8 protein-coding genes are annotated in these 12,879 nt (G+C 50.5%); all 8 read left to right on the top strand.

Going from position 1 to position 12,879, the window contains the following annotated elements:
• The first annotated feature begins 9 nt into the window (after positions 1 to 9).
• The 8 genes from ASG89_RS13385 (at position 10) to ASG89_RS13420 (ending at position 12,741) form a co-directional block, all read left to right on the top strand.
• A complete protein-coding gene (locus ASG89_RS13385) occupies positions 10 to 927 on the top strand; it encodes an ABC transporter permease (RefSeq protein ID WP_057311204.1) in 918 nt (305 codons plus the stop codon).
• A gap of 14 nt (positions 928 to 941) precedes the next feature.
• Positions 942 to 1,811, top strand: coding sequence for a carbohydrate ABC transporter permease (locus ASG89_RS13390; protein ID WP_057311205.1), 870 nt, complete (start codon positions 942 to 944; stop codon positions 1,809 to 1,811).
• Between the two features lie 12 nt (positions 1,812 to 1,823).
• Complete coding sequence (locus ASG89_RS13395; RefSeq protein ID WP_057311206.1) at positions 1,824 to 4,037, top strand: alginate lyase family protein; 2,214 nt, start codon at positions 1,824 to 1,826, stop codon at positions 4,035 to 4,037.
• A 229-nt stretch (positions 4,038 to 4,266) separates the two neighbouring features.
• Entirely contained in the window at positions 4,267 to 6,036 is a 1,770-nt protein-coding gene (locus ASG89_RS13400) for a methyl-accepting chemotaxis protein (RefSeq protein ID WP_057311207.1), read from the top strand.
• Positions 6,037 to 6,203: 167 nt separating this feature from the next.
• Positions 6,204 to 6,572: a DUF2294 domain-containing protein gene (locus ASG89_RS13405; RefSeq protein ID WP_057311208.1), complete on the top strand. Its 369-nt coding sequence runs from the start codon at positions 6,204 to 6,206 to the stop codon at positions 6,570 to 6,572.
• 380 nt (positions 6,573 to 6,952) lie between these two features.
• Complete coding sequence (locus tag ASG89_RS13410) at positions 6,953 to 9,310, top strand: FdhF/YdeP family oxidoreductase (protein WP_057311209.1); 2,358 nt, start codon at positions 6,953 to 6,955, stop codon at positions 9,308 to 9,310.
• A 3-nt stretch (positions 9,311 to 9,313) separates the two neighbouring features.
• Positions 9,314 to 10,123, top strand: a complete 810-nt coding sequence (gene fdhD / locus ASG89_RS13415) for a formate dehydrogenase accessory sulfurtransferase FdhD (protein WP_057311210.1) — start codon at positions 9,314 to 9,316, stop codon at positions 10,121 to 10,123.
• Between the two features lie 95 nt (positions 10,124 to 10,218).
• Complete coding sequence (locus ASG89_RS13420) at positions 10,219 to 12,741, top strand: S1C family serine protease (protein WP_057311211.1); 2,523 nt, start codon at positions 10,219 to 10,221, stop codon at positions 12,739 to 12,741.
• The last annotated feature ends 138 nt before the right edge of the window (positions 12,742 to 12,879 follow it).

The following is a 12,879-nucleotide window of genomic DNA, read 5'->3' on the forward strand; positions in this document are numbered from 1 at the left end:
GGGAACGGCTTGGAGAGAACGATACGACTTCATAAACCTAATAAATTCAAACAACTGTGGCCTTTTTATGTGCTGGCAGCACCGGGCCTCCTGTATTTCATCGTGTTCCACTATGCCCCTATGTGGGGGTTAGTGTTAGCTTTTAAGGATTATAGTCCTTTTGTCGGCGTATGGGATAGCCCGTGGGTCGGCCTTACGAATTTCAAAGACTTTTTCAGTACGTCGGACTTTTATATTCTTCTCAAGAATACATTACTGCTCTCATTTCTCAATTTGTTCGTCTATTTCCCATTTACGATTATGCTTTCCATTATGCTGCATGAATTACGGCTTCAACTGTTTAAACGGATTTCCCAAACTATCGTCTATCTCCCACACTTCTTGTCCTGGGTTGTCATATACGGCATTACGATTTCGTTCTTTGGCCCATCAGGGGTCATCAATCATTACATGGAGCAATGGTTCAGCTCGAACACATTATTCCTTGTCAGCAATGAATGGTTCCGTCCGCTCATTATCCTGCAATCCATCTGGAAAGATGCGGGTTGGGGTACGATTATTTTCCTTGCTGCACTTGCTGGCATTAATCCAGAACTGTACGAGGCTGCCAAAGTAGATGGGGCGAATCGTTTCCATAATATTATGAACATTACACTGCCTGGGATTAAAAGCACGATTGTCATTCTGATGTTGCTGAAGCTGGGTTCCTCACTCGATTCGAACTTTATGCAAATTTTCCTGATGACCAACAGCTTGAATCTCGATGTGTCCAATGTGTTTGACCTCTTCGTGTATCACATCGGGTTGGAGCAATTCAATTACAGCTTCGCCATTACCGTTGGCTTGTTTAAGTCGATAGCGAGTCTCGTTCTGGTGCTCACAGCAAATTATGCAGCCAAATGGCTCGGTGAAGAGGGTATTTTCTAGAGAGGAGTAACATTATGAAAGCACGCGTAACCTGGTTCGACAGTCTCCTTACCGTCATCATTGTGCTCATCTCCTTGACGGTGATTCTGCCTTTTCTTTATATCATTGCAGTTTCATTCAGCCCCCCAGGGGATTCGATGGCCGGGAACTTCTTTATATGGCCGAAGCATTGGACACTTGACGCTTACAGCTACTTGTTTAATGCTCAAACCTTTCTGAATTCGATCAAAAATTCGATTTTCATTACCGTGCTGGGCACCTGTGTCAATCTGTTTGTATCCATCACGCTGTCCTATACGCTCTCTAAACGGATTGTGCCTGGACGCCGTATCATGATGCTGTTTATTTTCTTTACGATGATTTTCCATGGCGGCATGATTCCAAGCTATCTAGTTGTGAAAAGTTTAGGGCTACTCGACTCCTATTGGGCGATCGTACTGCCTGCTGCAACAAGTGCGTTTAACGTGCTTGTAATCCGTTCCTTTTTCCAAAGCTTGCCGGAGAGTCTGGACGAAGCAGCGCGCATTGACGGAGCGGGAGAATTTCGTATCTTATTATCCGTTGTAATTCCGCTGTCGAAGCCGATTATTGCGACCTTCACGCTGTTTTTCATGGTGCAGTATTGGAATGAGTTTTTCTCGGCCGTTATTTATATCAATGATACGAACCGCTGGCCGATTCAACCGTTGCTGAGGCAAATGGTGGCGATTAGCGCCTCTAACATATCAGCTGATGCTGCGATTGATGCACAGTTGGCCGTTAATCTGGGACCTAACGTTCAGAATGCGGCGATTTTGCTCGCGATGTTGCCTATCGTGGCCGTGTACCCTTTTCTACAAAAGTACTTTGCCAAAGGCGCGATGCTAGGCTCAATTAAGGAATAAGAAGGTGAAAGTATGATTGAGATGGGATATAAGGATTTACGTCATAATCCAGATTTTACGCAACCGCAAATGTCCGATGAGGCGTTTATTCGGCTAGAGCTAGATGTGGAACGACCAGGGATGGAGCTGGTACGTGAGAGGATGGCTCTCAGTGATGTAGTTGGCGCACGGGATGCGTATTTGTCAGTGATTGATGCCAGCGTCACCAATCGCTACTATTTTAACGTGAGTGATGTGCCGAGCTTGATGGCGTATGCCAGAGAACGGTACTGGGATGACGAGGAAGCCAAGTTGTCCGTCGTGGAAGCTGACCGGATTGTAGCGGGGGATATTCCGATTTTCAAAGGAAAACGCGTCCACTTTCAGGATGGTAAGTATGATTGGAACAGCTGGCTGTACGATAGCTCGCAGTATCAGCTGCATTTGACGAGATTTGTATATGTGAAGCATTTGGCGAGGGCTTACTGTGTGACGGGTGACGAGAAGTACGCAGTGTGCTGGAATGAGATGATGCGTGATTTCATCGATGATAATCCCGTACCTGTGGGCGATACGTTCCGAGCCCAGCATTGTACATGGGATCCGTTGTCCGTCGGTGTGCGATTGTTCACACTGCCGGAAGCATTCATGACGTTCTGGGGTTCGGCTTCTTTCACGCCGGAAGTGAAAATGAAAATGATCAAATCGTTCCATGAGCATGGCCACTATGTACACCGCTATCATGCACACCACGGCAACCATGCGACAATGCAGCTTCGTGGCCTCATCCAGGTCGCGCTGCTGCTGCCGGAGCTCAAGGTCTCCTCAGCGTGGCTGAGTTACGGATTGAAGGAATTACCGAGCTACATCCAGCAAAATGTATACGAAGATGGGGTCCAATTTGAAGCGAGTCCCAACTATCATTTGGTCGTCATGCGGGACTTGTTCGAATTGGTTCCGCTGTTTCAGACACTCGGTTTGGCGGTCGAATCTTCGTATGAACAAGTGCTTGAGCAAATGTATGTTGTCCTTCTGCATATGCTGACGCCAGATGGCCAATTACCGCGCTTTGGTGATACGGATGCGCATGTGTCCAGTGAGCTGCGCACGACAATGAGCTTAGGGGCGTATTTGTATAATCGGGCTGATTTCAAATATTGCGGGCACGCCGAACTGCCTTTCTCTTTATTATGGAGGTTGGGACCTCAGGCAGTGGAAAGATATGATCGATTGACTGCCGAAATGCCGAAGGAAACACTGGCTAGTTTTTCCACTGGCGGGTATATCCTCTCACGGCAAGATTGGAAGCAGGATGCGCTGTATATGGGGATGCGTGCTGGCGTTGGGATTAACGGACATGCGCATTCCGATGCGCTGAGCGTAATCATGTATGCTGGTGGCAAAGAACTGCTGCCAGACTCGGGTATGGGCCTCTTCGAGTGGAACAAAGAGCGGAAATATACCGTGTCCACGCGGGCGCATAACACGGTTGTTGTGGACGGGCAGGATCAGCACGTCCGAGGCCTGCATTGGCAGTCGCCGCCGACAGCGGCTTGCAAAATATGGGATGTACGTGGTAAAGATCAGTATGACTATTGGTTTGCCAGTCATTATGGCTACACCAGGTACGATGATCCCGTTATTCACTCACGCAAAGTACTGTTTGTAAAGAACCGGTACTGGCTCATCGTGGATCTGTTCGAGGCCAATGAACTGCATCGATATGAGCAGTATTATCACCTGCCATGTGGCCAAGCCATTTGTGATTGGGAGGGGAGAAGGGTTAGTACGCATTTAGATGGAGCTAATGTGCAACTACACTATCCACCACAAGCGGGGCAGGAAGATGTGCTGACCGTAGAATCCGGCCTGTTGTTTCATCTAGGGGAGTACTATACGAATCCAGTCGTTAAGCGATCGCTGTCTGTTCGGGGGAAAGCATCGATGGAGACTATCGTTGTACCGAATAAGGATGGCAGCACACGGCCTCGTGTAGTCGTTCACCGGACATCCGCGCGTTTACAGGGAAGAGAGCTAGCGCCATGGGAGGCGACAGCTCTGCGGATTGAAGGTGAGGGATGGTCGGATGAGATATGCCTCTACCATGGCAATGTGGATGTTAGTGCTTATCTCGATCACACGGGAAATATCGTGAGCGCTTCGCTTTTGCATAAGCCACGAGAAATCGAAGGATTGTTCTTTGCTGGGGAGATGCACAGCGAGGATGTCATCATCAAATCGCGTTAATGCGGTGGGGCTGTCAGCGGATGCTGGCAGCCTTTTGTGCACATGCTGCACCCGCATTGGCACACCAGCACTAGCTACTGTGTTACGAAAATTACTGTTTTCGTAACACATACGTGCTCAGCTACATCGAATCCTAAGTATAATGGGGGTATAAAGATCTATATATCTAGTTATTTATACCTAGGTTAATAATCCTATGCTTGCGAGCTGCTCAGGAGGCGAAGAACACATGCACAAAGTTGGCAGTACTTCCTTGAAATGGGGCTTTACAATCCGAAAGAAGCTTTTAGCCTTTTGCCTATTGTTGTTGTTGATTCCTACGGTGTTTTTATCTATTGACAGTTATTTTAACGCCAAAGACGAGACGGATAAGCTCATTGAGAAAAACCTGGAGAACAGCGTCAAGCTGATGGTTCAAAATATTAATCAGCTAAATGAGCTGGTCAAGAACGGCCAATTAACGATGCAGCTGGCGGAAGAAGACGCGAAGCTCATCATGTTGGGCAGCAAGCAGGCAGATGGAACAAGACCAATTAATCGTAATATTAACATGGGCGTCAACGGCTATTATTTTGTCCTAAACGATAAAGGGGATTTGCAAGCGCATCCGAGTCTGGAAGGTCAGAATATATGGGATAAAAAGTCGTCGGACGGCGTTTATTATATCCAGGACATGATTCGCCAGGCTCAAAATGGCGGCGGTTTTACCTTCTATGACTGGCCGCTGCCAAACAGTGACCAAGAGGCGATGAAGATAGCCTATGCCCTCAAAGTGCCGGAATGGAATTGGATTGTCGTAGCTGGTTCCTATTACCAGGACTACAATGAAGGTCAGAAGCGCCTGTTGCATTCCATGATCACGACGCTGCTCATTTGTCTGGTCTTGGGGACAGTGGGGGTTATCCTATTCTCCAATCATATCTCCAAACCGATTAAGAAAATTGCTGCTGAAGCCCGAAAGCTTGCGACTGGCGACCTGACTTCGGATGCGCTGTACATTAAGAACAGGGATGAAATCGGCAAGCTGGCCAGTGATTTTACGACGATGAGCACGAATTTAAAAACGCTGGTGAAGCAAGTGATGCATAGCTCAGATCAAGTTTCCGCAGCTTCGGAGACGTTGCAATCCTCCATTGAGGAAACGACACAAGCTTCAAGGAATATTGCGGAGTCTACGCAGCATATTGCGGCAGGCATCGAAACACAAGCGATGAGCACGGAGCAAAGCTCCAGAGCAATGGAAGAAATGACGCAGGGAATTCTGCGCATTGCCGATACGTCTTCGCAGGCCTATGAAACATCCATTCAATCAAAGACGGAAGCGGAATACGGCTTCGGGCTTATTGAGCAGTCCATTTCCAAAATGCAGTCCGTGGAGGAAGCAGTCAACAATATCTCCAAGGTGATGGAGACGCTGAATATGCGATCCCAAGAAATTAGCAGCATTGTCACCATGATGTCGGATATCGCCTCCCAAACGAGCTTGTTGTCACTAAATGCCTCTATTGAGGCGGCACGGGCTGGGGAGCAAGGCCGAGGTTTTGCGGTGGTTGCGTCCGAGGTGAAAAAGCTAGCGGAAATGTCGAAGCATTCTTCCGAGCAGATCAACGAGCTTGTCAGTCAAGTGCAGGCGGACATTGCCTCCGCTTCCAGTTCGACTATCCAGGGCATTGACGAATTCCAGCAAGGCATGTTGGCGATAGAGCAAACGGGAACAGCTTTTGCTAAAATTGTGGAAACCGCGCAAGGGGTCGTTAGCCAAATTCAAGAGGCTTCGGCGGCGGCTGAGCAAATGTCGGCAAGTTCCGAAGAAATTACTGCCTCTTTGCAGGAACTGGACCGCATTGCCGGGCAGTCGGCCAAAAGTTCGGAGTCGATTACCGCCGCAACGGAAGAACAAATTGCCACGATTGACGAGATTGCGCAATCCTCCAGTTCTCTTAACCACATGGCGACAGCGCTTAAGGAGATGGCACATCAGTTTCAGATTAAGGAATAAGATGTTAGCGGTTCACGGGCTGAACGGCTGAATAGAGCGGTGGAGCGACAAGACGAATGTCTTGATTGCTCTTTTTTGGTAATCCACACGGATAGGCCTTTATGATATTGTCAGGTAAGGGCTTTCTTGCTATGATGGGGACAGATTATGTAAAAGGTGGCTGACCAATGAATCGTATGGAGGCCGAATTCAGTAACCTGGTAAAAGCTTATCGCAAGAAGCATATGGGCAAAGGGCCAGAACGCGTGACGACGACCTTCTGCAAAAGCTGGGCGATCTGTGAAATGGCGGGAAACCTTTCTCCTGTGGAGAAATTTATGGCGAAGACCGGCGATGGCAGGCAAATGCTCCGCACGGCACGCACCGAAATGGTCAAAGAAATTTACAAAGATCATCCCCCTGTAGAGATGGAAGCATTGCTTGGCGCGAAATTCATTCAGCTGTTCGTTGATATCGATATTGCGCAGGATGTAGGGATATCGGTATTCGTCTTTGATGAGGATTTGGAAAAGAAGTTCGGTACCAGACACGGATAACTATCCGTTCGTACATCTACATATACATAAGTAAGGTGCTTGGCACTTGGTAGCGAACCTGCCGGAGACTAACCACTGTGGGACAACCCGAGACTCTTCTTGTAAAGAGGGGCTTGGGGTTGTTTTGCGGTGGTTTTTTGCTTCTAAAGAGCCGAGGAGCGGTAGTGAACAAGCGGTTGAAACTTTAACCAACAGGCTTCGTACGAGCAGTAGATGAGAGTCAGGAAAGTGCTCAGCGGCCGGTTTAGGCCGTCAAAGATGTAAAATAGATGCCATACATAGTGATGCCATATATACGCAATTGGCTGTGTAAGAGGACATGCAAACTACATGCAAAAACATGGTGAGGCCATACATACACGCAATGGGAGGCGTTCAATTTGGGGAAAACGAAGCACACAGGGCCGATTAAGCTGCCCGCGAAACCAGACCCGAAGCTCTGGGTCAGTAAGATACCGTTCGGTCTCGGTAAAGTCAAGCCGAAGCATATTCGAGAGACCGCCAAGATTGCTTGGCAAAACCGAGATAATCTGCCCTATGCGGTGAGGATTCTGACACAAGGCGTGTGCGATGGCTGCGCGCTTGGTGTTTCAGGGCTTTACGACCAGACGCTGGCGGGGCCGCACATCTGCACGACGCGGCTGAACGTCCTGCGCCTGAATACGATGCCAGCGATCCGTGAGGATCTGCTCCACGCGGACATCGATGAGCTTAGCCGCATGAGCTCAACTGAGCTTCGCGAGCTAGGGCGGATTCCATATCCGCTCATCCGGAAGAACGGCGAGCGACGTTTCCGCCGTGCCTCATGGGACGAAGCGCTGGAAACGATTGCGTCGAAGATGCGCGGGTTGAACCCGAAGCAGATGGCGTTCTACTTAACGGCGAGAGGGATTACGAACGAGTCGTATTACGTGGCAGCGAAGGTAGCGAGATTGCTAGGAACGAACAATATCGACAATGCCTCGCGTATCTGCCACTCGCCGTCGAAGACGGCACTGAAGCGTTCCGTAGGCGTGGGCGCATCGACTTGCAATTACAAGGATTGGATCGGCACGGATGTCCTTGTGTTCTGGGGGAGCGTGGCCGCGAACAATCAGCCGGTCTCGACGAAGTATATGTATGCGGCCAAACGCAAAGGGACGAAGATCATTGTTATTAACCCGTACTACGAGCCGTCGATGGAGCAGTACTGGATCCCCTCCATTGCTGAATCTGCCGTTTTCGGCACGAAGCTGGCTGATGATGTGTACCAAGTGAACATCGGCGGAGATATTGCCTTCATGAATGGCATCATGAAGGTATGGTTCGAGATGGAGGCGCGCGAGCCCGGCTCCGCGATTGACCATGCGTTCGTGGCTGCGCACACGAACGGCATCGAAGAGCTGCGCGCCCACGTGGCGCAGCAGGACTGGACGACGCTCACGCAGTCGTCCGGTCTCACCCGCGAGCGCATCAGCGAGCTCGCAGCTCTCCTAGCGCGTGCCGCTAGCGCGGTATTCGTGTGGAGCATGGGGCTCACACAGCACCGCTTCGGCACGGACAACATCTCGCAGGTGGCGAATCTCGCCCTCCTGCGAGGTTTTCTCGGCCGCGAGCACTGCGGGCTGATGCCCATCCGCGGCCACAGTGGCGTGCAGGGCTCCGGCGAGATGGGCGCCGATCCCTTCTCCCTGCCCGGAGGCGAGATCAGCACCGCCGCCGATCGCAAGCGCATCGAGCAGCTCTGGGGCTTCGAGCTGCCGAGCTGGCAGGGTGACATCGTTGGTGTCACCCTCGAGAACGCGCTCCTGCCCGAGGAGCAGGAGCGCAAGCTCCGGCTGTTCTACACATCCGGAGGCAACTTCCTAGAGACGATGCCGGACCCAGATTTCGTCCGCGAAGCCCTCACCAACATGGATGTCCGTGTTCACCAGGACATCATTCTCAACACCTCCACGCTGCTCGACGCCCGCGAGGCCGTAGTGGTGCTGCCCGCGATGACACGCTACGAGCAGCCCGGGGGAGGCACATCCACCTCGACGGAGCGGATGGTATATTTCTCGCCCGAGATCGCCGGTCCCCGCATCGGTGAAGCCCGTGCGGAGTGGGAGATCTACGTCGATCTCGCCCGTCGGGTGAAGCCCGAAGCCGCAGCGTTGCTAGGCTGCGGCACCGCGGAAGCGATCCGCGCGGAGATCGCGCAGGCCGCGCCGAGCTATGACGGCATCCAGCACCTGCGGGAGCGCGGGGATGTGTTTCAGTCCGGCGGCGCGTGGCTGTGCGAAGACGGCGTCTGTCCGACGCCGGATGGCCGCGGCCGGCTGCTGCCGATCGAGCTTCCGGAGCTGCGGAAGCCGGAGGGGCATTTCGCGGTGACGACGCGCCGCGGTAAGCAGTTCAATTCGATGATCTACAGCGACGTGGATCCGTTCAATGAAGCGGATCGCTACGATGTGCTTATTCATAAAGAAGACGCGAAGGGACTCGCCTTAAATGAAGGCGAAGCGATCGTGGTATACAATGGTTTCGGCAGCATGCATGGCAGAGTGAAGCAGGCAGATGTCAAGCAGGGCAACATCGAGGTGCATTGGCCTGAGGGCAACAGCCTCATACCCAAGGGGGTGTATGAGCCATTTGCAGGCATTCCGGAGTATAACACGGCTGTCATCGTTGAAAAGGCAGAAACATATCACGCACACAAAGACACTCGTTATGTAGAGAAGCGCATTGTAGAGCTGGAAACCGAAATGGAGGGATGAGCCGTGGATGATGTAGAGCTTCCATTTCCTGCGACCACAACATGGTCTATTCACCGTTATAATGGTTCGGAGGTGCTTCCTGAGGTGGATACGATTGCTATCGAGGCGCCTCTGACGATTCTGCTCGATGGCGAAGAATTCGCCACACTCGTCTACACACCAAGCGACACAATGGATTTGGTTACGGGTTTTCTTGCTTCCGAAGGGATGATCCGATTCGTCGATCAGATTGAATCCCTATCCCTCGAGGAGGACCGCGGCTTCGCCCATGTGAAGCTGCGCCATCTTCATCAGCTGAGCCGTCAGATGGTATCCAAGCGATTCATCGGCTCCTGCTGCGGGAAAAGCCGGCAGTTTTATTTTCACAATGATATGCGCACAGCCAAAACAGTGACCACGAAGCTCAGTCTGACTATCCCCCAATGCTTTCATCTGATGAGCGAACTTCAGGAGCAGTCATCGGAATTTCGAGCGACAGGAGGTTTGCATAACGCAGCTCTGTGTACAGTCAGCGAGCTTCGAGTTACCCGAGCAGATATCGGCAGACATAACGCGCTGGATAAAATATACGGACACACCCTTCGGGAGCGGATTTCGGTTCGGGATAAGGTTCTCGCTTTCAGCGGAAGAGTCTCTTCCGAAGTTGTTTTAAAGACGTCAAAAATCGGCGTCGGCATTCTTTTGTCGAAATCAGCACCAACCGATCTAGCCCTCCGACTCGCTCACGATCTTGGTATTACAGTGGTTGGCTTCATTCGGAAGGACCATTTAACCGTGTATACCCATCCCGAGCGCATTGCAGAATGTCGATAAAGTTACCTTTTTGTGGAAATATTTATATTGTCTCTCTACCAGAATTGTGCTAGATTCTAGCTATTGCCAACTTTTGTTAAGAGAGGAACGACATAATGGGGAATTGGAAAATTTGGATGAAAAAAGGGAGTATCTCGCTCGTTGCAGCCCTCGTACTTGTGACGGTTGCACAGCCGATGTCTTCGCATGCTTACGCAGCTGAAATTAACGCAGAGATTCCGCAGGTTATTGAGAAAGCCTCGCCTTCCGTGGTCGCCATTATAGGAAAACCATCCTCAGAGATGGACAAGTCATTAGAGAAGAACCGCTTTAACCTTGCACACGGAACGGGTGTCATTGTGGCCTCGAACGGTGTGATTGTTACGAATGCTCATGTCGTGAAAAATATGAAAAATATCGTCGTCGTGACCTCCGAGGGGACAACCTATCGCGGGCATGCTTCGAATATTGATGAGGAGAGCGATCTGGCGCTCGTCAAAATCGACGCTACAGGCCTCCAACCGGCCACCTTTGCATCTTCCTCGGATATTAAAGTTGGTGAAACAGTAGCGGCAATTGGTACGCCGATTTCGTTCGCTTTACGTAACTCTGTAACCGTGGGCATTGTCAGCGGTCTAGATCGCTCGGTGAGCTCGCAATATCAGCTGATTCAAACAGACGCAGCCATTAATCCGGGTAACAGCGGGGGCGCTTTAATTAATATGAAGGGCGAAGTCATTGGGATTAATACGATGAAATACGCCGATATTGGCGTGGAAAATCTAGGATTCGCCATTCCTGTAGATACGGTCAAGTATGTCTTGGAGCATTTTGAATTGTATGGCAAGGTGAAGCGCGCTTATACAGGGCTTGAATTAGAAGAAAGCTGGGAAGCTGTTGTCGGCTTGCCGAGCTCGACGGGGCTGCGAGTGACCTATGTGGACGCGGATTCACCGGCAGCAGAAGCGGGAATTGAACAAGATGAAATTCTGGTTTCGGTTGGTCCTAACTCGGTCAAAACACTCGTGGACTACAACGAGGCGATTAAAAAATACTCGCCAGGCCAATCGGTGGATATTCAGCTTCAGTCAGGAAGCACGACATTGACCAAAGCCGTGAAACTGGGGGAATTGCACAGCACAGAAACGACGTTAACCGAGGATGCCGAGGGGAGTTCCTTGGATGCGGACAGCGGCAAAACGAAGATTGGCGACAGCCACTTCGGCTGGTCCATGAAGTACCCGGCGGGTCTTGTCAAAACACAACAATCAGACGATGGTGATTCCGTTAGCTTCGTTGATGCAAAGGGCGAATTCGCGCTTTCCATTCAAGTAGATAGCGAGCAAAGTGATGAGCTGTCGGCGGCGGCTCTTTTGACCAAAATCGCAGGTGATGATGACAGTGAATATTCAGGCTATGCGGATAGTTCAACGATTCTGGAGCGCCAATATGTGAAGCGGGCAGGGAGTCCTTATGCCAAAATCGTGAGCCGATCGGGTGATGATGGCTATATCCAGACACGAGGCTATCTGCAGGGTGGTCGTTTGTATACGGTAAAGCTTTTCGTAACCAAAGAACAATACACGAATCGTTCCAAACAAAACAGCTATAACGATCTGTTAGATAGCTTTAAGCTTGATTTTAATACGGCAGATAACTCGCTGAAGGATATTTCTGTCTTTAATTCTGATGATGTGACCTATACGAGTGAATATGGGTTATCGATCGATTTGCCTGCGGATTGGGAGCAGGATCATCGTGGAGGCAATTCCTTTTACAATGAGGATTATTCGCAAACCGTACAAGTTCATGTGACCTCAGCTTCATCTGGTGATACCCTAACGGAATGGGTGGGTAGGGAGATTGGTGAGTTTGAAGCCCAATACAGGGCGGATTATCGCCGAGCAGACAAGCCAATAGAGGTAACCGTAGACGGTGTGCCTGCGTGGCAGGTAGGTTTCGCGAGTTCCTTGGGGGACGAGTGGTATGCGGGGAGTTCGCTCTTTTTTATCAAAGACAAGTACAAATATGAAGTGCAAATGACCTATCCACAAGATGATCAAAGTGATGAGCTGGAGATGTTCTGGGATAACGTGGTGGCGTCGATCTCCGTGGATAAAGAAACGATGGATGGGGAGCTTGGCTTCATTCAGGATTTAGATGAACTTGCTGATCCGGATCGTACAGTGCTGTACAAGAACGAGAAATGGGGCTATACCGTGCGTATCCCGGAAAATTGGACGACGAGCGGCTCATACGATGGAAATGATCCCACGACGAAGTCCTTTACGTTCACAGGCGGTTACTTACGTATAGAGGCAGACAGCAAGAAGGTCTACACCGAGGTCTTGAAGGATGCGGAAGAAGAGCACGTGGAAAGCCACAGCAATGATAGTGACTACTCGTACTCGTCAGAGGATGTTACGCTTTTCGGTGATGTCAAGGCGAAGAAATACACGGTGAACTATTTGAAAGCCCACATTCCGTATGCCGAAACGGTATATCTGTTTAATCGCAAGCAAGTCACGTATACGGTGACGCTTCGTATCGATGCTGCGGTCAGCACGGATGCGAATGTCGCTCGGGTGAACAAGGCGTTCGCTTCGTTCATCTTTGTGAACGGTGCGGGTGGGAAATAAGGTGTGATGAGAAAGCAGCGGGAAACCGCTGCTTTTTTCTGTGTGCGCCTCACAGTCGCACAATCTAGGTGGTTCAAATCCACACGGTAACTTTACCCTTTGAAGTGCCGTAGCCGAAGTAGAGGTCCGACCCTCCTG

It is taken from the genome of Paenibacillus sp. Soil766, from assembly GCF_001428105.1.
Classification (GTDB): domain Bacteria; phylum Bacillota; class Bacilli; order Paenibacillales; family NBRC-103111; genus Paenibacillus_E.

What these genes read in the sequence shown, in the direction of transcription:
- ASG89_RS13390 (WP_057311205.1), top strand. Translation starts at nt 942, where the DNA reads ATGAAAGCACGCGTAACCTGGTTCGACAGTCTCCTTACCGTCATCATT.
- ASG89_RS13395 (WP_057311206.1), top strand. Translation starts at nt 1,824, where the DNA reads ATGATTGAGATGGGATATAAGGATTTACGTCATAATCCAGATTTTACG.
- ASG89_RS13400 (WP_057311207.1), top strand. Translation starts at nt 4,267, where the DNA reads ATGCACAAAGTTGGCAGTACTTCCTTGAAATGGGGCTTTACAATCCGA.
- ASG89_RS13405 (WP_057311208.1), top strand. Translation starts at nt 6,204, where the DNA reads ATGAATCGTATGGAGGCCGAATTCAGTAACCTGGTAAAAGCTTATCGC.
- ASG89_RS13420 (WP_057311211.1), top strand. Translation starts at nt 10,219, where the DNA reads ATGGGGAATTGGAAAATTTGGATGAAAAAAGGGAGTATCTCGCTCGTT.